The organism is Labrenzia sp. C1B70 (assembly GCF_000475395.1).
Lineage (GTDB): Bacteria > Pseudomonadota > Alphaproteobacteria > Rhizobiales > Stappiaceae > Roseibium > Roseibium algicola.
The window spans coordinates 220,188-241,868 of record NZ_AXCE01000006.1 but is presented as its reverse complement, the minus strand read 5'-3'; the positions used below and the strand labels follow the sequence as shown (position 1 = coordinate 241,868).

The 21,681-nt window shown below is 59.0% G+C and carries 20 protein-coding genes; 12 read left to right on the top strand and 8 right to left on the bottom strand.

The window, feature by feature from the left end; genetic code table 11:
- Nucleotides 1–104 precede the first annotated feature (104 nt).
- The 7 genes from Q666_RS42860 to Q666_RS42830 all read left to right on the top strand — a co-directional run bounded on the left by Q666_RS42860 (nt 105) and on the right by Q666_RS42830 (nt 8,070).
- The gene (locus tag Q666_RS42860; protein WP_023004003.1) at nt 105–917 is read left to right on the top strand and encodes an HAD family hydrolase; all 813 of its coding nucleotides are present in this window, start codon (nt 105–107) and stop codon (nt 915–917) included.
- On the top strand, nt 911–1,837 hold the full coding sequence (locus Q666_RS42855) for an ABC transporter permease (RefSeq protein ID WP_023004002.1): 927 nt from the start codon (nt 911–913) through the stop codon (nt 1,835–1,837). The genes Q666_RS42860 and Q666_RS42855 overlap by 7 nt, the downstream gene beginning before the upstream one ends.
- Before the next feature lie 4 nt (nt 1,838–1,841).
- Nucleotides 1,842–2,744: an ABC transporter permease gene (locus tag Q666_RS42850; protein WP_023004001.1), complete on the top strand. Its 903-nt coding sequence runs from the start codon at nt 1,842–1,844 to the stop codon at nt 2,742–2,744.
- A 63-nt stretch (nt 2,745–2,807) separates the two neighbouring features.
- Entirely contained in the window at nt 2,808–4,355 is a 1,548-nt protein-coding gene (locus Q666_RS42845) for an ABC transporter substrate-binding protein (protein WP_023004000.1), read from the top strand.
- 67 nt (nt 4,356–4,422) lie between these two features.
- On the top strand, nt 4,423–5,295 hold the full coding sequence (locus Q666_RS42840) for a metallophosphoesterase (protein ID WP_023003999.1): 873 nt from the start codon (nt 4,423–4,425) through the stop codon (nt 5,293–5,295).
- Nucleotides 5,292–6,974, top strand: a complete 1,683-nt coding sequence (locus Q666_RS42835) for an ABC transporter ATP-binding protein (RefSeq protein ID WP_023003998.1) — start codon at nt 5,292–5,294, stop codon at nt 6,972–6,974. The genes Q666_RS42840 and Q666_RS42835 overlap by 4 nt, the downstream gene beginning before the upstream one ends.
- 121 nt (nt 6,975–7,095) lie before the next feature.
- Nucleotides 7,096–8,070: a DUF808 domain-containing protein gene (locus tag Q666_RS42830; RefSeq protein WP_023003997.1), complete on the top strand. Its 975-nt coding sequence runs from the start codon at nt 7,096–7,098 to the stop codon at nt 8,068–8,070.
- A 155-nt stretch (nt 8,071–8,225) separates the two neighbouring features.
- Here the strand turns inward: Q666_RS42830 and Q666_RS65890 are convergent, their stop codons facing one another.
- The 3 genes from Q666_RS65890 to Q666_RS42820 all read right to left on the bottom strand — a co-directional run bounded on the left by Q666_RS65890 (nt 8,226) and on the right by Q666_RS42820 (nt 9,969).
- Nucleotides 8,226–8,387: a histidine decarboxylase, pyruvoyl type gene (locus tag Q666_RS65890; protein WP_152533306.1), complete on the bottom strand. Its 162-nt coding sequence runs from the start codon at nt 8,385–8,387 to the stop codon at nt 8,226–8,228.
- A gap of 120 nt (nt 8,388–8,507) precedes the next feature.
- Nucleotides 8,508–9,230, bottom strand: a complete 723-nt coding sequence (locus Q666_RS42825) for a type 1 glutamine amidotransferase (protein WP_023003996.1) — start codon at nt 9,228–9,230, stop codon at nt 8,508–8,510.
- 40 nt (nt 9,231–9,270) lie between these two features.
- Nucleotides 9,271–9,969 (bottom strand): GNAT family protein, encoded by a 699-nt coding sequence (locus tag Q666_RS42820; protein WP_031270735.1) that lies wholly within the window; start codon nt 9,967–9,969, stop codon nt 9,271–9,273.
- A gap of 232 nt (nt 9,970–10,201) precedes the next feature.
- Between Q666_RS42820 and Q666_RS42815 the strand changes: the two genes are divergently transcribed.
- From Q666_RS42815 to Q666_RS42805, 3 genes are all read left to right on the top strand, one after another.
- Entirely contained in the window at nt 10,202–11,359 is a 1,158-nt protein-coding gene (locus Q666_RS42815; RefSeq protein WP_023003994.1) for a glycoside hydrolase, read from the top strand.
- Between the two features lie 226 nt (nt 11,360–11,585).
- The gene (locus Q666_RS42810; RefSeq protein WP_023003993.1) at nt 11,586–12,980 is read left to right on the top strand and encodes a PLP-dependent aminotransferase family protein; all 1,395 of its coding nucleotides are present in this window, start codon (nt 11,586–11,588) and stop codon (nt 12,978–12,980) included.
- A gap of 168 nt (nt 12,981–13,148) precedes the next feature.
- The gene (locus tag Q666_RS42805; RefSeq protein ID WP_023003992.1) at nt 13,149–13,556 is read left to right on the top strand and encodes a DUF983 domain-containing protein; all 408 of its coding nucleotides are present in this window, start codon (nt 13,149–13,151) and stop codon (nt 13,554–13,556) included.
- A gap of 269 nt (nt 13,557–13,825) precedes the next feature.
- Here Q666_RS42805 and Q666_RS42800 read toward each other — a convergent pair whose 3' ends face one another.
- The 4 genes from Q666_RS42800 to ndk all read right to left on the bottom strand — a co-directional run bounded on the left by Q666_RS42800 (nt 13,826) and on the right by ndk (nt 18,289).
- The gene (locus Q666_RS42800) at nt 13,826–15,925 is read right to left on the bottom strand and encodes a molybdopterin oxidoreductase family protein (RefSeq protein WP_023003991.1); all 2,100 of its coding nucleotides are present in this window, start codon (nt 15,923–15,925) and stop codon (nt 13,826–13,828) included.
- Between the two features lie 104 nt (nt 15,926–16,029).
- Nucleotides 16,030–16,467, bottom strand: coding sequence for an EF-hand domain-containing protein (locus tag Q666_RS42795; protein WP_023003990.1), 438 nt, complete (start codon nt 16,465–16,467; stop codon nt 16,030–16,032).
- An 83-nt stretch (nt 16,468–16,550) separates the two neighbouring features.
- A complete protein-coding gene (locus tag Q666_RS42790; protein ID WP_023003989.1) occupies nt 16,551–17,696 on the bottom strand; it encodes a YHYH protein in 1,146 nt (381 codons plus the stop codon).
- 170 nt (nt 17,697–17,866) lie between these two features.
- A complete protein-coding gene (gene ndk, locus Q666_RS42785; RefSeq protein WP_031270733.1) occupies nt 17,867–18,289 on the bottom strand; it encodes a nucleoside-diphosphate kinase in 423 nt (140 codons plus the stop codon).
- A gap of 245 nt (nt 18,290–18,534) precedes the next feature.
- Between ndk and Q666_RS42780 the strand changes: the two genes are divergently transcribed.
- Complete coding sequence (locus Q666_RS42780; RefSeq protein WP_023003987.1) at nt 18,535–19,428, top strand: DUF4344 domain-containing metallopeptidase; 894 nt, start codon at nt 18,535–18,537, stop codon at nt 19,426–19,428.
- Here the strand turns inward: Q666_RS42780 and Q666_RS64760 are convergent.
- Nucleotides 19,413–20,441 carry an AraC family transcriptional regulator gene (locus Q666_RS64760; protein ID WP_023003986.1) on the bottom strand — a complete coding sequence of 343 codons (1,029 nt, stop codon included), beginning with the start codon at nt 20,439–20,441 and terminating at the stop codon, nt 19,413–19,415. The genes Q666_RS42780 and Q666_RS64760 overlap by 16 nt on opposite strands.
- A 138-nt stretch (nt 20,442–20,579) precedes the next feature.
- On the opposite strand from Q666_RS64760, the gene Q666_RS42770 reads away from it, so the two are divergent.
- Nucleotides 20,580–21,656 carry an alpha/beta fold hydrolase gene (locus Q666_RS42770; RefSeq protein WP_023003985.1) on the top strand — a complete coding sequence of 359 codons (1,077 nt, stop codon included), beginning with the start codon at nt 20,580–20,582 and terminating at the stop codon, nt 21,654–21,656.
- Nucleotides 21,657–21,681: the final 25 nt, after the last annotated feature.

The following is a 21,681-nucleotide window of genomic DNA, read 5'->3' as shown; positions in this document are numbered from 1 at the left end:
GGAGCACGGCCCTTCCTGACCAGAACAATCCGCCTGCCGTACCGGCGGATCCTCAATGTCGATCGGTGGTACCGAAAGGCAACCGGACAGATATGGACTTCGCAATGCGGGCTCGCAAAACAACAACAATTCAATGGCTTGGCGCCGCGGAGGTTGACGGTTATGCCGCAATCCTGTGCGATCTGGACGGTTGCCTGATAGCCGCCGGACGAGCATTGCCGGGCGCGGAAGATTTTGTCCGGGCGGCTGGCAAAAGGGTATCGATCGTTTCGAACAACTCGGCCGACACAAGTGTCACGCTATCGGCAAAACTGAACGCAATCGGACTGCGGCTGCCGCAGGAAAGCATCTTTCTTGCAGGTGAGCTGGCTGTGCGCACGATCGCAGCGGAACGTCCGGGCGCGCGCATCCATGTAATTGCCGAACAGCCGCTTCACGCTCTTGCAACAGAGCTCGGCCTTGAGCGTGCGAATGATCGGACCGACGTCGTCCTGCTTGCTCGCGATACAAAGTTCACCCTGACCGGACTGGAAAAGGCCTTGCGACTGCTGGAGCAAGGCGCAGAGCTGGTCGTGACCAATCCGGATCTTTCCCACCCGAATGCGGACGGTCGCCCGGTGCCGGAAACCGGCTCCCTACTTGCAGCCTTCAAGGCGTGCTGTCCGGAGATCGCACCAAGGGTTATCGGCAAACCTCAGCCGTTCCTCATCAACGCGGCACTTGAAGCTGCGGGCGTTCCGGCGAGCGAGGCCGTCTTTGTGGGCGACAACGCCGCGACCGACGGTGCGGCGGCAACCCTTGCCGGTCTCGATTTCATTCACCTCGTCGCAACGCCCTCGCCGCTCGCGAACGGCGCTCCGGAGGAAGACACGTTACCGCTCGCTCACCCGTCGTCAGTGGAGGCGAGCGCATGCTGACCTACGTTCTGCGAACCCTTTTGCGGATGGCGATCACCCTGTTCCTCATCGTGACGCTCGTCTTCTTCGCCACCAGGCTTTCCGGAAATCCGGTCGATTTCGTTCTCGGCGAAGGCATCACCAAGGAAGACCGGGCCCTCCTGATCGCTTACTACGGTCTGGATTCATCCATCGGCACTCAGTACTGGCGCTATCTCAGCTCGGTGTTTTCGGGCGAGTTCGGACTGTCCTTCCTGGAAAGGCGGCCGGTTTCGGAAATCGTTCTCGAACGTGCCTGGCCATCCTTGAAACTGCTGCTGAGCGCCGTTTGCTTCACGCTGATAGTGTCCATACCGCTTGGCATTCTGGCCGCCATCTACCGCACCAGCATCATCGGCAGCGTGGTGATGGTGATTGCCTTTCTCGGATATGCCGTGCCGTCCTTCATCATCGGCATCCTGCTGGTGCTGATCTTTGCCTACACGCTCAACTGGCTTCCCGTCATTGGCGATGGAACGGCGCTGCATTTCATCATGCCGACGCTTGCCATTTCCGGCACGCTGGTTGCGGCGATCACCCGCTTCACCCGCAACGCCATGCTGGACGTGCTCAGCCAGGACTACATGCGCACAGCCCGTGCCAAGGGCCTGCCGGAGTGGATCGTCATCTTGAAGCATGGATTGCGCAACGCGTCGATCACGCTGCTTTCCGTGGTCGGACTACAGATCGCCAGCCTCGCGGCGGCGGGTAGCGTTGTCGTGGAATCGATCTTCGCATGGCCCGGTATCGGCGACCTCCTCGTCCGGTCCGCCATCCTGCGTGACTACCCCGTCCTCCAGTTCGGTGTCCTGTCCGTCGCTGTCGCGGTCATCGTGATCAACGCAGTGGTCGACATCGCCTACGCCTTCGCGGATCCGCGCATCCGCCTTGCCAAGGGATAAGCGCATGACCGACGCAACGCACAACCTGTCTTCGCCGCGTAATACTGGCACAAGAACATACCGTCTGCCGATCTGGTCGGATGCGAACTGGATTGTCCGGATCGCGCTTCTCATCGGCCTGATCCTGGTCGTGACGGCACTCGCCGCCCCCTGGGTAGCCCCCTTCGACCCGAATGCCCAAAGTCTCATTTCCCGGCTGCGTCCGCCAATCGGGTTCGAACGCTACAAGGACGGCTTCTATTTCGGCACCGACGAACTCGGCCGGGACATCTTCTCCCGCTGCATCTACGGCCTGCGGCTGACCTTCGCACTCGCCCTTGCGGGAGCCGTCATAGGTCTTCTGATCGGGGGTACATTGGGTCTGATGGCCGGCATCATCGGCGGTGTTTTCGAAGAGGTCATCATGGGCCTGGTAGACGCGCAGATCGCCATTCCCTTCACCCTGATCGCCCTTCTCATTCTGGCAGTCATGGGCTCATCCCTGGACGTGATGATCCTCGTGCTCGGTGTCTACGGCTGGGAGCAATACACGCGGATCGTGCGCGGTGAAGTAAAGAAGCTCATCCAGATGCCCTTTGTCGAAGCGGCACGTGCAGCAGGTGCTACGCCGCTCCGGATTGCGGTGAGGCACATCCTGCCCAATGTCGTCTCGCCGATCGTCGTCCAGTTCACACTGAACTTTTCCAACATCGTCATCCTGGAATCGACCCTGTCTTTCCTCGGTCTCGGCGTTCAACCGCCAACCGCAACGCTCGGATCGATGGTCGGCATCGGCCGCGACTATCTGCCGACGGCCCCCTGGATCGTTCTCGCCCCCGCGATGGTGATCCTGCTCCTCACATTCGCAGTCCAGATCCTTGGCGACTGGCTGCGCGACAAGGCGGATGTCCGTCTCAGGTCCCGCTGACCGAACCCAACGACAGAAGCCGGAACGGCCAACGCTCCACCCTAGAAGCCTTGGAGGCTCGATATGACCAAACTACTGGCAACCACCGCTCTTGCTTCGCTCATGGCGACAAGTGCCTTCGCAACAGAACTCACCGTTGGTGCAGCCAACGTGTCCAGCTACCTCGATCCGGGTCGCGATCACTCTAATGTCGGCTCACAGTTCTACTACAACGCCTTCGATACGCTGATCGCAAAGAACCACGACACCACCGACACTGAATGGCAGCCGGGCCTTGCGACAGAGTGGAAACTTGTCGAACCGACGATCATGGAACTCAAACTGCGTGAAGGCGTGAAGTTCCACAATGGTGCCGACATGACCGCCGACGACGTCGTGTTCTCGCTGAACCGGATGTATCAGGCCGACTTCCCACCCTATCAGGTGCGTGCCCGGGACCGTCTTGAAAACTTCGAGAAGGCCGAGAAGGTCGACGATCTCACCGTGCGCATCCACGCAAAGCGCCCGGAGCCTCTTTGGGAAACACTGCTGAACCTGCAGCAGGTCATGATCATTTCGGAAGCTTACACCAAGAGCCTTGCAGGCGACCCGGACAAGCTTGAGCATGACGACTTTGAAGCCTTTTCCCTGAAGCCGGTCGGCACAGGCCCATACAAGGTTGCCGAATTCGTGCCGGGCGAAACAGTGGTCTGGGAACGTTTTGACGACTTCTGGGGCGAAAAGGCACCGCTCGACAAGGTCACCGTCCGGCATATGCCGGAGACTGCTTCACGCATCACGGCCCTGAAAACCGGTGAAGCCGACATCGTCACCAACATCGCACCTGACCAGCTTCAGCTGATCGAGAACGATCCGGACATGAAGGCCGCCGGCAGCGCCACTGCCCTCTTCCACGTCATGATCATGAATGTGAACCATCCGAAACTGAAGGATGCCCGCATCCGTCAGGCCCTCTCGCTCGCCATCGACCGTGACACGCTGAACGAAGCCCTGTGGGGTGGCAAGGCCGTGGTTCCGTCCACGCACACGCTTGCGGAATTCGGCGAACTGTACCAGCCGGAGCTGACCACCTTCGAATACAATCCGGAGAAAGCCAGGGAACTGCTCAAGGAAGCAGGTTACGACGGCTTCGAAATCACCTACGACACCGCACCGGGCTACTACACCAACGGCCTTCTGGCGGCCCAGGCCATCATGGAGATGTGGGCGGAAGTCGGTATCAAGGGCAAGGTCAACGTCCAGGACAAATGGAGCGGCAACTCACCGGACATGATGACCCGCAACTGGTCCAACCCGATGTATTTCGCCGACCCGTTCGGCAGCTTCGGCGTCATGTGGGCTCCGAATGGTCCTTCTGAATCCGAAGGCCGTTTCAACACCGACGAAGACTACGCCAAGAGCTGGGAGCAGTTCCGCTTTAACGGTGATGTCGAGTTGCGCCGCGCGGCCTATGCGGAGCTGATGGAGCGCATCAAGCAGGATCCGCCGGTGCTGCCGCTGTATCGCCCCTATGAAAGCTGGGCGATGAAGACCAACGTCAACTGGGCTCCCAAGCCGGGTCACATTCCCTACGTGCTCGACTTCCGCGCCGGCTCCATTTCGTTCAACTAAGCAAAAAAGCGCCGCCGGTACACCGGCGGCGCTCTCCCTACCCTTTGATCAATTCAGGAAATTCAACGTGTCCGTACGCATTGCTGTTGTCGCCGACATCCACCACGGCAAACCTTCCGCGACCAAGCGCGGTGACACTGCCCTCGACCTGATGGCCGAGTTTGCCCGTTTCGCCAACGATGCTGCCCCCGATTTCGTCGTCGATCTGGGCGATCGGATTTCCGATATGGACCGCGACACGGACCTTCAGCTGGAACGCGAAGTCGCCGACGCCTTCAAGGCCGTCAATGCTCCGGTCCACCACATCAACGGCAATCACGACCGCGATCACCTGGATATTTCGGACAACGAGGAAATCCTCGGTCAGTCCCTCGCCAACGCGACCTTTGATGCAGGTAACTGGAGAATTGCGCTGTGGCGCGCAGACAGCAAGATCCATCGGACGCCGGAGCATTCAGGTTTCATTCTGCATGAGGCCGATCTCTTGTGGCTGTCACGCGTTGCACAGAACACGGACAAGCCTCTTCTGGTGCTCAGCCACGTTCCCGTTTCCGGTCATGGCCAGATCGGTAACTACTACTTCGAACGCAATCCGTCAGCTTCGACCTACCCGATGGCAGAACGTGCCCGCGCGGCACTGGCGCAGTCCCGGCAGCCGGTGGTCTGTCTGTCCGGCCACGTTCACTGGAACACAATCACCACGGTGGACGGCATTACCCATCTGACACAGCAGTCGCTTACCGAAAGCTTCACCACCAGGGGCGAACCTGCCGGTGCCTTCGGTTTGCTTGAGCTTGGCGAAACCGTCTCCTGGCAGGTGCAGGGCCTCGACCCGATTGCCCATTCGTTCAAGCCTCATGCCGACCGCTGGACACCGCCGCTACCGGATTTCAACCAGCACCCGGAATTTGCAGCAAGACGCCGCGGAGACCTCAAATGACCAAGCCGGTACTGGACGTTCAGGACCTCAGGATTTCTTTCGGTGCTCATGAAGCCGTGAAGGGAATTTCCTTTGCAATTCATGCGCGCGAGACACTTGCGCTGGTCGGAGAGTCCGGTTCCGGCAAATCGGCCACGGCACTTTCCATCCTGCGGCTGATCGAACGAGAAGGTGGAACGATTGGCGGGGGCAGCATCCGACTGAACGATGGTGATGGCTCCCATGACTTGCGAAGCCTGACGGATGCGCAACTGACCGCGTTGCGCGGCAATGCCATTTCCATGGTCTTTCAGGAGCCGATGACCTCACTCAACCCGGTTCTGAAAATCGGCGACCAGGTTGGCGAGGTCTTCATCCGCCACCGGAAGTTCGACAGGCGCAAGGCCATGCAAGCCGCGGAAGAAGCCCTCGATCAGGTGCGCATTCCGGATCCGGCGCGGCGGCTGCAGCAATATCCGCACGAACTATCCGGCGGCCTGCGTCAACGGGTGATGATTGCAATGGCGCTCGCCTGCAGGCCCAAACTGCTGATCTGCGATGAACCGACAACGGCTCTGGATGTCACCACCCAGGCGGAGATCCTGACACTGATCCGGAACCTTCAGGCAGAGATCGGCATGGGCGTTCTGTTCATCACCCACGACATGGGCGTCGTTGCCGAGATTGCCGACCGGGTCGTCGTGCTTCGCAACGGCGAAAAGATGGAAGAAGCCAGCGTTCACGATCTCTTCGAAAGGCCAAAGGCTGCCTACACAAAGGCGCTGATGGCGGCAACGCCGAAACCGGGTTCGGGAACCAGCACGCAGCAGGCAGGGACCGAGACAGTGCTGGATGTTGAGCAACTGTCAACAAGATTTCCCGGCAAATCCGGCCTGTTTTCAAGGAAATCCGGCGGCGTTCTCGCCGTGAACCGCGTTTCGCTGAAGGTTGCACGTGGCGAGACGCTTGGTCTGGTTGGCGAGTCCGGTTGCGGCAAGTCGACCCTGGCGCGGTCCATTCTGCACCTGATCGAACCTGAAAGCGGATCTGTCCGGCTTGACGGCAATGTTCTGAACAGCTCCTCCCGGCAGGCGCTCCGCGAAACGCGGAAGGACATGCAGATGGTATTTCAGGACCCTTACGCGAGCCTCAATCCGCGGCTTCCGGTACATGAGCTGATCACGGAGCCGGCGCGGATCCACGGCCTTGTCTCGCGCAAGGACCAGAAGGAACTCGCAGCGCATCTGGTTGAAAGGGTTGGACTGGAGCGCGATGCCATCAATCGCTTCGTGCACCAATTCTCCGGCGGACAACGTCAGCGTCTGTGCATTGCGCGTGCCTTGTCGGTGGAACCGAAACTCATCATCGCGGACGAAGCGGTTTCCGCGCTTGATGTTTCCATTGCCCGGCAGATCACTGATCTCATGCTCGAACTGCAACGCACGGAAGGTCTGTCGTTCCTATTCATCTCACACGATATCGGCGTGGTGGAGCGGGTAAGTCACCGCATTGCGGTGATGTACAAGGGCGAGATTGTCGAAACCGGTCCAACCGAACAGATTCTGAAAAACCCGCAGCACCCGTACACGCGGCGCCTGTTGTCTGCTGTTCCAAACCCGATGCCGAAGCAACGCCGCAAGTCTGCGGAGGCCTTCACGGCATTTCCGCAGGAAAGCACGACACTGGCGGCGATGGCGTAGCCAACTTCAGGCCAATTCGTTCCGGTGCAATCTGTTTCAGGAATATGGGGTCTCTTTACTGGCCCCTCACCCGGCAACACGCTATATCCTTGCCCCGGACGGACACAGACCTGGAGCTGCCATGAGCGGATTGCTTGCCCTACTCGATGACGTTGCCGCAATCGCCAAGATTGCCGCGGCCTCCGCGGATGACGTGATCGGCCAGGCGGCCAAGGCGGGCGCGAAAGCGGCCGGAGCCGTAATCGACGACGCAGCCGTCACTCCGAAATATGTCGCCGGATTTTCCCCTGCACGCGAAATTCCGATCGTCTGGCGGATCGCGAAGGGATCAATCAAGAACAAGCTGATCTTCCTGCTTCCTGCCGGCCTCGTACTCAATGAGTTTTTACCAGGTATCATCACACCGTTGCTGATGCTGGGTGGCGCCTACCTGTGTTTTGAGGGGGCGGAAAAGATCTATCACATCTTCAAGCCACATCATCATGACGCCGACGAGCCGGAAGGCTTCGTTGCCGACCCGTTGCATCTGGAAGAACAGAAGGTTTCCGGCGCCATCAAAACCGACTTCATCCTGTCGGCGGAAATCATGACGATCGCCCTCGCCGAGATTCCTGAAAGCACCATCTGGATGGAAGCTGCTACGCTTGCAGTGGTCGCAATCGGCATCACCGTTCTCGTTTATGGCTCCGTTGCCTTGCTGGTAAAGGCGGACGACTTCGGCCTGATGCTGACGCGCAGAGGCCGCCTGTCGCTGACCCGCGCCATCGGCCACGGCATTGTGAAAGCCATGCCCGGCTTCATGAAACTGCTGATGACAGTTGGCACCGCCGCCATGCTTTGGGTCGGTGGCTCCATCGTGCTGCATGGTATGGACGTTCTGGGCTTCGGGCAGATCTACGGCATCATCCACGACATTGCCCACAACGTCGCTCATTCGGTACAGGTCGCTCAAGGCTTCCTCACATGGGTGGTAACGGCAAGCCTGGACGGTCTATTCGGCCTTGCACTCGGCATGCTGCTGATCCCGGTGACCAGCAAGGTGATCCTGCCGGTCTGGCGGCTCGTCAGAGGCAAGTCAGCCGCGAAGAGCCACTGACCTTCGAGCGGTCGGCCCGGAAAAAACAAAGGCAATCGACAGGAGACAGTCGATTGCCTTTTTCGTGAGAGAGCAAAGCGCAGGATTTTCTGTACGCCGACGAGACCGGGACATGTCAGCCCGACAGCCTGCTCCCAGTCGCTCAAGGTCAGTTCCTAAAACGTATTGAAGCTTGAGGGGCCTTCTGGTTGAGCAAACGTGGTGTAAGGCGCAACGGTGAGTGCCGTACCGACAAAGCCAGACTTCATGATGACATAGGCACAGGCCATGTAGGTGCGGTCATAGGGCACCGACGGGTCCTTGTCGCAGTCAACGATCCGCCACGCCCCTAAACACCTGCAAGCGCGAGAAGTTCAAATTAGCGTTTAGATCCAAATAAAGTTCTACCTTCGCAAATTCGAGCATTGCGATTGAACGGGCATGGTTGGCTCTGCAGATCAGGCTTCGGCGTTACCGGGCAAAAGCATCCCGATTTCTTCGCCCGACAGGAACATTGCAAAGAGATCTGCCGCCTTGTTCGCATCAAGAGGCATGGTCTCGATCCGTTTCGGCAGATCAGCGCGCTGCGTGTCGTTCAAAACATATCCACGCAGCTTCACAATGCCTGCAAGATAGTCCGGATCTATTTCCGGATGTGGCTGGCATGTCAGGATCCGGCCAGGCAGATGAAGCCCGGCAATCGGGCAACCTGAACTGCTTGCTACAACTTCAAGCCCCTTGGGGGCCATTGTGACCTGGTCCTGATGCCAGGCATTGAGCACCAGCTTTTCGTGACCGAAACCGCGATAGGTTTCCGGGCCGGCGGTAAATCCCCTGGGCGACCTCTCCACCTGGCCGCCAAGGGCCTGAGCAATGATCTGGTGACCGAAGCAAACACCGATCAGAGGTCGCTCGCTCTGGTGGATTGCGCGGATAAAATCCTCAAGCTGCGGAATCCAGTCGTGGTCTTCGTAAGCTCCGTGGCGGGACCCGGTTATCAACCAGGAATCCGCTGCTTCCGGCCCATCGGGGAACTCGCCCGCCTCCACATCATAGGTCGTGAAGGAAAACCCGCGACCGGCCAGCAACTGCCGGAAGCATGCATCGTAGTCGCCCAATTCCTGTGCCAGTTCGTCGGGGGCATGCCCGGGCTGCAAGATGCCGATATGTCTGGAGTTCATCGATAGGTCTCGTCTGGCGAATCCGGCTGGCGCGGATCGCTCATGATTGACCGCTCTTCGCAGCATCCGCAAGACACGCGCCAAGTTTGCGCTTCTGCTCTCCGGATGACTCGAAATTCTCCGCGGCCAACCAGGCTTCGTAGCCCTTTTTCAGCGCCGGCCATTCCTTGTCGATCATGGAGAACCACGCTGTATCGCGATTGAGACCCTTGACGACAAGATGCTGTCGGAAGATGCCTTCCTCGCTGAAACCGAAACGCAAGGCGGCCTGTCTGGACGGTATGTTGTCGTTGTTGCATTTCCATTCAAAACGCCGATAACCGAGATCATCGAACACATATTTCATGAACAGATAGAGGGCTTCGGTCGCCCCGCGTTTGCGCGAGATCAGCGGTCCCCAATAGATATTTCCAATTTCGATGACACCGTTGGCCTCGTCAATCCGCATAAGCGTCTGCCGTCCGGCAACTTTGCCGGATTCCTTGTCCACGATTGCAAAAAAGAGCGGATCCTTGCTGGCTGCAGCCTTTTCCACCCATCCGCGGAAATCAGTCTCGGTCTCCGGCGGATACTCAGGCAGCCAGCGGAATTTCTGATCGCCGTCCGGCACATCGGAAGCTTCGAATAGCCCGGACGTGTGACGCACCGGGTCAAGCGGCTCCAGAACAACGTAACGGCCCTCAATCGGCTTGTGCTCCGGCCGGGGACGCGCGGTCCAATGGCTAAGGTCTTCAGGCATGATCATCTCCGGAAAGGGCATGGCTTGCATGTGCCGGCAGTTTGCTACCAGCAGGCTTCCACTGTCTACCGTTTCACTGGTACCGCGAGAAGATCCAGTTCCTCGAGACCAACAGAACCAGTTAGGCGGCTCTTTTCCTTTAGGCCGCACCACGCCGTAAAGGAGCATTGAAGCCCATCTGCAACCAACAAAACTCGTGTTAAGCTCCACCGGTTTCTGGAGGAGGCAAACCATGACTTCGGGTGTAACGGTGCTTGTCGGGACCACCAAGGGAGCGTTCCTGCTGAACGGTGGAAGTGACCGTGGAGGCTGGAAGGTAAAGGGACCTTTCTGCGATGGCTGGCCGATCAATCACGTGATCGGCGATCCGGAAAGCGGCACGATCTGGGCCGGCGGCGGCGGCGAATGGTCCGGCGCGGGCGTCTGGCGTTCTGTCGACGGCGGCGAGACATGGGAGGTCACCCGACTGACCAAAGGGACGCTCGACGACTGGGCAGCAAATGATCCCGAGACGGCCAAGTTTCTGAATTGGACACCTCAGGACCTGCCTTTTGCGGACGACTTTTCGCAAATCTGGTCGCTCGGGTACGCCCACGGTACGCTCTACGCCGGCACCAAGCCCGCAAGATTTCTCGCCAGCAGGGATGGCGGCAAGAGCTTCGCGCATCTGGAAGGGCTTGCCAATCATCCGTCCGCAGACAGCTGGAACCCGGGTGCGGCCGGCCTTGTGCTGCACACGATCGTTTCCGACCCGGACAATCCGAAAAAGCTCTGGATAGGCATTTCTGCCGCAGGCGTTTTCGCCAGCGAAGATGGCGGCATGACGTGGGAGCGACGCAACCGGCTGTCCAACGCGGCCGCCTGTGAGGGGCATGATCACCCTGCCTCCCCGCGCGACGGCGAGACCGGCCATTGCGTTCACAACATGATGCGTGCACCTGGCGACAATGACCTGCTTTATCAGCAGAACCACCACGGCGTCTGGCGATCCGCAGACGGCGGGCTCAACTGGGACAACATCACCGACGGCCTGCCCTCCACCTTCGGCTTCCCGATCCGCGTTCATCCGCGAGATCCTGACACCATCTGGACGCTCCCGCTTAACGGAGACACCGAAGGCCGGTTTCCCCCCGGTGCGGCGGCAGCCGTCTGGAAGTCCGATGACGGTGGCCGAACCTGGCGGGACAAGCGCGAGGGCCTTCCGCAGGAAGCCTGCTTCTTCACGGTTCTGCGTCAGGCGATGGGCGGCGACACACGAGACCCCGCCGGGCTCTACTTCGGCACAAACTCAGGCTCGGTTTTCGCCAGCCTGGATGAAGGTGAGACCTGGCAGGAAATTGCCCGCCATTTGCCGACTGTGCTGGCCGTCGAGGTTTTGGACCGAGCATAAAACCAGCTGATATCGGGAAGGCCCTGCTGCCAACTCGCTGCCACGCGTGCGTTTGCCTCGACCACATCTTCCTGGAAACAAAGACCGTTCAGCACGCGCGCTGTTCGCCAGCCGTCCATTGTTCGCAAGCTCCCCTGGGTGCCCCACCCTGAAGCGAATGATTGGTGACATTCCGGCACGACCTCTGTATACAGTCAATATCCAGTCAATTTGAAAGCAATTCTTCATGACCGAATGGTGTCCGGACCTTTCCGCCAGCAATGCTCCGCGCTATGCCGCGATCGCGGACGCCATTGAAGAAGATATCCGCACCGGACGCCTTTCGCCTGGAGACCGGCTTCCTGCGCAGCGCCAGTTGGCAGCCCGGCTCGGGCTTGACTTCACCACCGTTGCACGCGGTTACACCGAAGCCCGCAGGCGTGGCGCTATCTCCTCCATGGTTGGCAGTGGCACATTCGTCACCGGCCCCGACAGCGTGCTGGGCGGCGGCGTTGCAACACGTGATGCCAAGCGGCTGTCACCTCCGGACTTTTCCATGAACCTGCCGCCGGAAGTCAGTGACCCCGGCCTGATTGCCCGTATGAAAGAGGGGCTCGCGGCGCTTTCGGCCGACGTCATTCCGCTGCTTCGATACCAGACAATTTCTGAAAAGGACCCGGACCGCCAGGCTGCAGCACGCTGGCTTGCCGGGGTTGGCCTCAAACCCGACCCGGAAGATATTCTGTTTGCTCCCGGCGCTCAGGCAGCCCTTGCCGGCATTCTTGCAACGCTTTGCGAGCCGGGTGACCGGATCGCATGCGAAGCCGTCACCTATCCCGGGATCCGCTCCATCTGCGGACAACTCAGACTGGAGCTTTGTGGCTTGCCGAGCGACGAAGAAGGCATTGATCCGGAGGCCTTTCGCAAAGCCTGTCTCGACGGTCGCCTGAAGGCACTCTATCTCAACCCCACTCTGCACAACCCAACCACTCGCACCCTCTCCGAGCAGCGGCGCCGCGATCTTGCTGCCACCGCGCAGCGCCACGGCGTGCCGATCCTGGAGGATGATCCCTACGGCCAGCTCAGCCGCAAGCAGGTCCCGTCGATAGCCGCTCTTGCTCCGGATATCACCTGGTACATCGGCTCTCTTTCGAAAAGCGTTGGAGCCGGTCTCCGGCTCGCCCACGTCCTTGCCCCGGACCGGAGCGCTGCATGGCAGTTCGCTCGTTCACAGCGCACGTCCAGCGTCATGATTTCCCCGCTCACGACAGCCCTGGCCACGCGCTGGATCGAAGATGGCACTGCCAGAGCCCTGCTTCGGCACATCCGAAGCGAAAGCGCGGCCCGGCAAGAGCTGGCCGCCCGCTATCTGAAAAGCCAGAAATTTGAAGCCGACCCTGACGGATTTCATATCTGGCTTGCCTTGCCGGAAGGCTGGTCTCGTCCGGCCTTTGTCAGCCAGATGAGGAACCAGGCTGTCGGCGTTGTGGAAAGCGACGCCTTCACGATTGCCGGAAAGGCGGATGAATCCGTGCGGCTCTGTCTGGGCGGGCCACATGATCGAGCGCAAATCGATAGCGCGTTCAGGGTCATTTCTGAGGCATTGGCGTCAACGCCGGACAAGACCTCCACCTACTTCTGAACAAAAAAAGACTGCACACATCCCTCTGCCAATCTGCCGCAGGCGATTGGCTTGCCATGCAAGCAATTTGCTTTATCTTTGACTGCAAACATATCCATTCATTCAAATATTGACTGGATTAACGTCTCCGGCTCGAACCGGAAGACCTCTCGCAGGAAAAGGTGTTCCATGACCACTCCACAAAGCTGGCCGCAAATTCCGCCGATCCGCACCGGCATCAAGGGCCGCTGCCCGCGTTGCGGCGAAGGCTCCATCTTCGACGGCTTCCTGAAGCTGAAGCCGAAATGCGACCACTGCGGACTTGATTACAGCTTTGCCGACCCTGCGGACGGGCCCGCGTTTTTCGTGATCTGCTTCGGCTGCATTCCCGCAGTCGCCTTTGCGATCTGGCTCGAAATCGCGTTTACAGCCCCTTACTGGGTGCATTTGGTGACGACCCTGCCGCTGATCCTGGTGACCTGCATTCCTATGCTTCGACCGCTCAAGGGCTGGCTGGTCTCAAGCCAGTATTTCTACAAGGCGGAAGAAGGCAAGCTGGCCACACCGGTTTCCCAATCCTCGGAAAGCCAGGTCTGACGTTCGGAAGCCCCAAGCCGGACCGACGACCAGACTTTCCCGAGGCAGGCGGTGACATCGGACGGGCGATGCACCGCCTTTTCTTTTCTGAAATTGCGAGGCTATGGAGCAAGTGGCCCATCCTTCGAGACGGTGCTTCGCACCTCCTCAGAATGAGGATGAGTGTGTTGCTCTGCTTGCGTCTGAATGCACGTCCGCCTCATCCTGAGGAGCGAGTTCACTCGCATCTCGAAATGGGCCGCAATTACCTAACAAACCGGCAGTCAGCGTCAGACGGCCCTCAGCCACACGGCCGTGTCGTGAAACGCCGCGCCGCCATAGGGCGCAACCGGGTCGGCCCCGGTAAGCGTGTTGATGCCGCGACCATCCTCGAATGCATCGTTCGGCCAGATCCCTTCCGAGATCACGGTTCCGGGCGCGACGGTCGCAACATATCGCACATGCAAAGTCACGACACCGCGCCGGTTGCCCATCTTCACCTTGGCACCGTCTTCGATGCCGAAACGCTCTGCCTCTTCCGGACGCAACCAGACCTCCGGTCGGCCTTCCTTCTTCTTCGAGCTGTCGGTCTCGTTGAACGTGGAATTCAGGAAAGAGCGGGCTGGCGATGTCACCAAGCGGAACGGATGCTGCTCGTCTGCAAGTTCGATGCTGTCCCATTGGTCCGGCAACTCCGGCATCGTCTGCCAGGGACCGAAGATTGTGCCGTCTTCCGGCTTGTTGGGAGCAGAGGAACGACCCCAGTCAGCCTTGAAGTGGAACTTGCCGTCTGCGTGACCGAAACCGTTGAGATAATGCGCCGTTTCGAAATCAGGCTGCAGATCGATCCACTTTCCAGCTTCCAGGTCTGCGAGCGTTCCATAGTTGGAATTGCGCAACAGCCAGTCGATATGGTCGCGTGCGCTCATATCGAATCCGGGGTGAGGTTTTGAGTCAACGCGCCTGGCGATCTCGTTGATAACAAATATATTTTCCCTAGGACCTTCCGGCGGCTCAACAGCTTTGGGACCCAGCATCAGATACTGGTGTCCGCCGCCTTTATAAAGGTCGTCATGTTCCAGAAACTGGGTTGCCGGCAGCACGATGTCTGCCATCTGCGCGGTCTCTGTCATGAAATGCTCATGGACGACGGTGAAGAGGTCCTCGCGCGCAAACCCCTGCTTTATCAGGTCCTGCTCCGGTGCCACGGAAACCGGGTTGGTATTTTGAATCAGCATCGCCTTCACCGGCGGACCACCAAGCAACGCCGCTTCGTCGCCCGTGAGAATACGGCCGACAAGGCTCTGGTCGAGGGCACGCACAGCCAGGTCCTTCAGCGAGCCGGCTTCGATCATTTCCTTGTTGAGCTGATAGATCGCGCCGTTGTTGTGGAAGGCGCCGCCGCCCTCTTCCTTCCAGCAGCCGGTGACAGCGGCAATGGAACTGGCAGCATGCATGCCGACTGCACCATTGCGCGACCGGGTGAAGCCGTAGCCGAGCCGGAAATAGGTCTTCTTGACGGAACCGATCAGCTGCGCCAGCTCCTCGATCCTTGAGACGTCCAGCCCCGTGATCGAGGCAGCCCACTCCGGGGTCTTCGTTTTCAGATGCGCTTCCAGCTCGGCTGGACAATCCGTGTAGGTTTCCAGGTAATCCCGGTCGGCATGGCCGTCGCGGAAGAGCACATGCATGACAGCGCAGGCAAGCGCGGCATCCGTGCCGGGTTTCAGGATGATGCCGATGTCCGCCTGCTTCATCGTTTCGGTCTCATAGACGTCAACAACGATAATGCGCGCGCCGCGTTTCTTACGGGCGGCAATGGCATGGGTCATCACGTTGACCTGGGTCGCGACCGGATTTGTGCCCCAGATGACGATCTGGTCGGAAACCGCCATTTCACGCGGATCAGGCCCTGCCAACTTGCCGGTGCCGGCAACATAGCCTGTCCAGGCCATGTTGGTGCAGAAGCTGTCGAACTGACGCGAGTAGCCCTTGGTATGACGCAGCCGGTGGATACTGTCCCGCTGCACCATCCCCATCGTACCGGCATAGTGATAGGGCCAGACGCTTTCGGCTCCAAATTCGGCTTCGGCAGCCAGGAACTTTTCAGCGATCAGATCCAGCGCTGCATCCCAGGAGATTTCCTCAAAACGGCCTTCACCTTTCTTGCCGGTGCGCCGCATCGGCTTCAACAGCCGGTCCGGGTGGTAAAGCCGTTCGGGATAACGCGCGACCTTGGCGCAGATAACGCCTGCGGTATAGGCATTGTCCTTGGCACCATTCAGCCGGCGTACGTCGCCATGCGGATAAAAATGCACCTCCAGCGCGCAGGTCGACGGACAATCGTGCGGACAGGCGGAAAAAGTGCTCTTGGGCGGCTGCTGGGTCATGATGCCTTACTGAATTCCTCGAACATGAGCCCGGCAAGGTTCCCCCAGCGCGGCCACCTGTCAAGTCGGATGGCCGCTTTTACCCATTATCCGGGTGGTTCGTTTCACCCGCGTGGGCCGAAATCCGCAACTGTGACGACCCCGTCGCCGTTGCGGTCGATCATTTCGATCCAGGAGGCTGCGTTGTCGAGAAACTCGGCTTCAGAAACCTTGCCGTCGCCGTCGGTATCATTGACTTCAAGGCGCATGCCGTTTGCCGGGTTTCTTGCACCTTTCCCCAATCCCTTGGGCTCATTCTCTGCCTGATCCTGGGCTCTTGCCTCATCGAAGAGGACATATTCCTCTGCATCCAGAAAACCATCGTCGTTGGCGTCGAAACTGGCAAAGACATTGCCGCGCCGTTCCCGCGCTTCTTCCGCGGTCACTGCACCGTCACCATTCAGATCCCAGTTTTCGATGAAATGCGCCCCAGGCCCTTCTGCGGCAAAACATGAGCCCACGGTTGCCAGAATGAGGGCGGCTCCGAGCGTGATCGATTTCATGTGACTTCCTTTCTTTCCAAGTTTCGAATTTTTGAATGTTTCATTTCCAAAAAAAGTGCGTGGATGTCACGCACTTTTCCCGTTCAGCTGCCGCTGCAGGGAGATCTCCCCCCACGCCCGGCTTCCGGCCTTGCGCCGGGTGGAGGACCTCCGTTGCGCGAGCCAAAGTCTGGTCCATGGCCAGATCCAAGGCCCGGGGGCGGTGGGCGACCTCCATGCAGAAAACGTGGCGGGTGTCCGCCCTGCGCCTGAACAAGCATGACGGCAGCCTCGCTATTGTCCGACAGCGCCGCAAAATCGACCGTGGGAAGATCGCTCTCGTTCTGGATCTCGCCTCTCATGCCAGCTCGTTTCAAGCGCATGAAGCTGCTGTCGGGGTTACCCATCCAACAGCGTGGAATGAAAGGAAATGCATCCGTCAGCACATAGTGATACGTGCCGTTCGGATATTCCGGCGTAACCGCAAAACGCCCGTTGCACTGGTCAAGATCGCCGGCGCCGGCAACATAGGCCCAATCCTGTGTGAACTTGCCGTTGTAGCGCCCGCCCGGCCCACCCGGCCGATTGCCTTTCTTCACCCTGTAGCTGCTGTTCAGCTTCTTGAGACCCGAATTCCCCTTGGGATCGGAATAGCCGTAAGGGCCGTAGATGGGAAAGCCGTCCGCGGCGAATCCCAACAAGGCGGGCACCGACTTACCATCCTTGGAGGCCATGACGCCGGTCGGAATGCCATGATAATGGTAGGTGCCATCCGGTTGGACATGGGCGTTGTACCGATCAAGACCCAGCTTGCAAGCACCGCCCAGCGCCTCGTAGTTCCATCCCGAGCGACGGTCGTTTTGCCAGAACTCCGCCGTGCCAGGGTCCATGACCACACCGTTCACCGCAATGCCAAAAACCGCCTCCTGCGCCCTGGTTGCGCTGGAGTTCTTGTGCGGCACCAGAGGGACTTTCAGATTGTAGTTCTTTTTCGAAATGGAATGCGGGTTCCCGCGGTTGGGAAATTTTCCGGGTGGTTTCACCGGATAGCCGTCGGCATGAATATGGCGATAGTTACTGTCGACTGAAATGTCTGCCGACGCTTCGGCCTTCGGAAGCAAGAGGTTCCAGATTTCCTCCATAACATGCGTCTGCTCGACGGCTTGTTCACCTTCCAGTGGCACCATGCTGTCATGCGCGGCAGCCGGTGCTGCAATCAACACTCCGGCCAGCGCTACGGATATGCGCATCGCTCTCTCCCGATCTCTTCGCCCACGAATTGAGTATGAGGCCTTTGGAAGCAGAACGCTGTCAGACAATCGCATCAAAGTGTAACGCGATGTAACGGCTGAGAGGTGGCACAAACAGAAAAAGCCGGCCCCGACGGGACCGGCTTTTCAGTCAACTCATTGCCCGCAGGTTAGCCGACGAGTTCAACACCGGAGAACCAGAACGCGATTTCTTCAGCAGCGGTTTCAGCTGCATCGGAACCGTGTACGGAGTTTTCGCCGATGGACAGGGCATAGGACTTGCGGATCGTGCCTTCTGCAGCGTCAGCCGGGTTGGTTGCACCCATGACTTCACGGTTCTTGGCAATGGCATTTTCGCCTTCCAGAACCTGAACGACGGTCGGGCCAGAAGACATGAATTCAGTCAGTTCGCCGAAGAACGGACGTTCCTTGTGAACCGCATAGAAAGCTTCAGCTTCGCGCAGGGACATCCAAACGCGCTTGGAAGCAACGACGCGCAGGCCGGCTTCTTCAAGCTTGGCGGTGATGGCACCGGTCAGGTTGCGCTTGGTGGCGTCCGGCTTGATCATGGAAAACGTGCGTTCAATCGCCATGGTTTCATCTTTCTCGTTTCAGCAGCGGGCCGGCGGAGTGCCGGTTCCGGATTTTTAAAAATTTCGCGGCCTTAATAACGGGGTGCCGTCACGCCCGCAAGGGGGCCGGGTCATGACATTTTGATGTCGGTAACCGGTTTGTGGCTCAATATGGTGCTGGCCAACATACGAACGGCTGCCTAGTCTGCGCGCAAATGCAAAGGTCGAGCGGACGGTTTGCAGCGCTCCTCTTCGGGAATGACACCATGGTCGAACTCTTCGCCATCCTGCCAACGCTGCTTTATGCGGCCGTCGCATCGCTCTGGCTCAGCCTTGCCGCCCCCTCGGTGGCGGCCAATACACATGAGATCGAAAGCCCGCAAACTTTCCCCACTTTGGCAGGGCAACTTGCCGCCCTTTCGCCCGAACAGCTGGAAGAGCTCTTCGTTTTCGTTGCGGGCAACACGCTGTTCACGCTCTACCACGAGAGCGGACATATGCTTGTCTCGGAACTGGAACTTCCCGTTCTGGCCCAGGAAGAAGATGCCGTCGACAATCTGGCCACCGTTTCCATGCTCGGCGCGGACACCGACGACATGGATCTTTATCTCACACAGGCGATGATCGGTTGGTTCCTGATTGCCGAGGAAGACTACGACGACCTGGTTTTCTACGACGAGCACGATCTAGACCAGCAACGCGGCTACAAGATGCTGTGCCTGATGGTAGGGGCCGACGAAGACGCCTTTCTGGATCTTGCCAGAGACCTGGAGTTGCCGGAGGAGCGGATCGAAAGTTGCGCCTTCGACTATGAACAGGCCTCGGCTTCGTGGGAAATCGTGACCGATCCTTATCTGAGAGACAGCGATACGCCCGGGGGCAAGATCAAGGTCGTCCACGATCCGGCAACAAGAGACCTGGAAGCCATGGCCGTTTTCCTGAAGGAAAGCGGACTGGTGGAGATGGTCGCCAAGGAATTCGACACTTTCTACGAGCTGCCGAAGACAGTCACTTTCCGCTCAACCGCCTGCGGCGAGGAAAACGCCTTCTGGGATCCGCAGACGCGGGAAGTGATCCTCTGCCATGAACTTCTCGCCGGCCTGGCTGAGATCTATCTGAGTGTTCCGGAAGAAGAAGAAAAAGCTCAGAGCGAGGACTGAGCATTCTTGCGATAAGCGCCTGGCGCTTCGCCATATGCCTTCTGGAATTCCCTGTAGAAGTTCGAACGGGTCAAAAATCCGGCCCGCTCCTGTATCCGGCCGACAGGCTCATCCGTCGTAACCAGCAGTCGTTCCGCTTCCGCGAGGCGTACCAGATTGACGAACTGGCTGACATTGACGCCTTCAACTGCGTTGACAGCTCTGGATAGTTCCCGATCAGGAACCCCGACCCGCCGGGCCAGCCGCGTAAGTGTGAGCGATGGATCCCGGAAGAACTCCTGGTCCACCAGAACCTTTCGGGCAGAATCGACAATCTCTGCCCGCTGCGCGTCATTTCCAACGCTCTCTTCAACCTTTGCCCGTGACTGCCCGAAGCGGGCACCCAGAACACCAAAGGCTGCTCCGACTGCAAGGACCAGAAAGAACAGGCTTGCCAGCGAAATCGCGAGCGCGGCGGCAACCTCGCTTTGCTGCGCGAACAGGTAAGCGACAAAGGCGTCGATCAGCAGTGTTGCCAGCATGATCAATATGGAAAAGCCGAGCAGATTGCGAAGCAGACCACTCTTGTTCGTCGGAGCCTGGCAAAACACATCCGGCCCCTGGCTCCAGAGCCTTGCAAGCGCAAGCGCATAGACCGCGTAGCTTGCGCCGATAAGCCCATCAACGTAACCGGCAACCGGCACAGGCAAATGCATTGCAACTGTCACGATGGCAGCCGCACCAAAATTCAACGCCACGAGTTGCCGGGTTCTTTCACCCGAAACGGTCAGCGAGACGAAAGCCAGATAAACGGACGGCGCTATCCACACCGGCAACACCCTTTGCACGGTCAGGAGCTCGACAACCCCGAAGGCGAAGCGCGCGCCCACGAGGGCAGCTTCCAGCGTCAGCAGACCGAAGAGCCGAACGAACAGCCCTCTCGCGACAGGCGGCAACGAGCGCCAGTTCAGCGCAGCGATGCCGAGTGACAGGAAGACAGCTGCAAGCAGAAAGGAGACGGGAATGCTGATCATGACCGGTATGCGCAAAGAGGCAGTTTGAACGTGCTGTCCTTTATCACGATTGAGGACAAGACCGGCAGCCTGCGGCGATTGTCAACAGATCCGCCACCGGACATTTGAAGGGCATCGCAACTTTCAGATGGATTTCCCATGTCTCCTCACCTCGCCGGACGGTACTCTTACACGCGCACATTCCTGAGTGCTGCAATCCTTGTTGCAGGCTTCATCGAACCGGTCCTGTCACAGGCACAGGACACCTCAGCCCTCCCCTATGGTCCTGGTGTAACCAGTCTGACGATCGAGGACGATCGGCAGGATCGTCCTCTGGCCGGAGATCTCTGGTATCCGACACAGACACCTGAGCTCTTCAGCCAGGCAGACAAGAGCAAGGTCTGGCAGATGGCTGCTGCCGATCCAGACGGCAAACCAGCGGACGGACGTTTCCCGCTGCTTGTCCTTTCACACGGAATGTATGGCAACACCTTCAATCAGGCCTGGCTGGGCTCGGAGTTGTCGCGGCGCGGTTACCTGGTCGCCATGATCAATCATCCGGGAACCAGTACATTCCTGCGTGATCCCGATCAGGCACGTGAACTCTGGGATCGACCGGTGGATCTATCGAGGGTGATCACTTTCCTGCTGGAAGACGAGGCAACTTCAAAGCGGATCGACCCGGACCGCATCTACGCGGCAGGGCATTCTCTTGGCGGGTACACCGTGATGTTGTTGGCAGGTGCCAAGTTTGACACTGAACGGCAAAGGGCAATCTGCACCGGCGAGAACCAGCCAGTGGTGTGCGGAGTTTTCGCAGGATGGTCCGTTGCCGAGACCGCCGCCGACAGGAAACAGATGTCCGTTTCGCGCAAGGATAGCCGTGTCCGGAAGGTCATCAGCATGGACCTCGGTGGCACGCCCCTGTTTTCAGAAGAAAGTCTTCACGCAATAAATATTCCGGTCCTGGTACTGGGTTCGGAACGTGCGGATATGCTGAACCAGGAAGTCGAATCCTGCGCTCTTGCGGCCGCCTTGCCTGCAAGCATGGTGCACCATCTTGAACTGGAAGATGCCGGGCATTTCGACTTCATGGGCGTGTGCAAACCGGAGGCCTTCGAAATCCTGAAGGAAGATGAGCCCGGCGATGAAATTGTTTGTGTCAAAGGTTCCCGGGAGCGCGAGCAGCAACACAGGCGGATAGTCGCCGAGATCCTCGATTTTCTGGAACCTTGATCTTCAAACCGGCGGGCCAACGGTG

Bases quoted from the DNA above. Each gene is read 5' to 3' on its own strand.
- ndk (WP_031270733.1), bottom strand. From the start codon at position 18,289: ATGGCGATTGAACGCACGTTTTCCATGATCAAGCCGGACGCCACCAAG.
- Q666_RS42795 (WP_023003990.1), bottom strand. From the start codon at position 16,467: ATGAAATCGATCACGCTCGGAGCCGCCCTCATTCTGGCAACCGTGGGC.
- Q666_RS42805 (WP_023003992.1), top strand. From the start codon at position 13,149: ATGACCACTCCACAAAGCTGGCCGCAAATTCCGCCGATCCGCACCGGC.
- Q666_RS42790 (WP_023003989.1), bottom strand. From the start codon at position 17,696: ATGCGCATATCCGTAGCGCTGGCCGGAGTGTTGATTGCAGCACCGGCT.
- Q666_RS42770 (WP_023003985.1), top strand. From the start codon at position 20,580: ATGTCTCCTCACCTCGCCGGACGGTACTCTTACACGCGCACATTCCTG.
- Q666_RS42860 (WP_023004003.1), top strand. From the start codon at position 105: ATGCGGGCTCGCAAAACAACAACAATTCAATGGCTTGGCGCCGCGGAG.
- Q666_RS42820 (WP_031270735.1), bottom strand. From the start codon at position 9,969: ATGCCTGAAGACCTTAGCCATTGGACCGCGCGTCCCCGGCCGGAGCAC.
- Q666_RS42855 (WP_023004002.1), top strand. From the start codon at position 911: ATGCTGACCTACGTTCTGCGAACCCTTTTGCGGATGGCGATCACCCTG.
- Q666_RS42835 (WP_023003998.1), top strand. From the start codon at position 5,292: ATGACCAAGCCGGTACTGGACGTTCAGGACCTCAGGATTTCTTTCGGT.
- Q666_RS42800 (WP_023003991.1), bottom strand. From the start codon at position 15,925: ATGACCCAGCAGCCGCCCAAGAGCACTTTTTCCGCCTGTCCGCACGAT.
- Q666_RS42830 (WP_023003997.1), top strand. From the start codon at position 7,096: ATGAGCGGATTGCTTGCCCTACTCGATGACGTTGCCGCAATCGCCAAG.
- Q666_RS42780 (WP_023003987.1), top strand. From the start codon at position 18,535: ATGGTCGAACTCTTCGCCATCCTGCCAACGCTGCTTTATGCGGCCGTC.
- Q666_RS42845 (WP_023004000.1), top strand. From the start codon at position 2,808: ATGACCAAACTACTGGCAACCACCGCTCTTGCTTCGCTCATGGCGACA.
- Q666_RS42810 (WP_023003993.1), top strand. From the start codon at position 11,586: ATGACCGAATGGTGTCCGGACCTTTCCGCCAGCAATGCTCCGCGCTAT.
- Q666_RS42850 (WP_023004001.1), top strand. From the start codon at position 1,842: ATGACCGACGCAACGCACAACCTGTCTTCGCCGCGTAATACTGGCACA.
- Q666_RS42825 (WP_023003996.1), bottom strand. From the start codon at position 9,230: ATGAACTCCAGACATATCGGCATCTTGCAGCCCGGGCATGCCCCCGAC.
- Q666_RS42815 (WP_023003994.1), top strand. From the start codon at position 10,202: ATGACTTCGGGTGTAACGGTGCTTGTCGGGACCACCAAGGGAGCGTTC.
- Q666_RS64760 (WP_023003986.1), bottom strand. From the start codon at position 20,441: ATGATCAGCATTCCCGTCTCCTTTCTGCTTGCAGCTGTCTTCCTGTCA.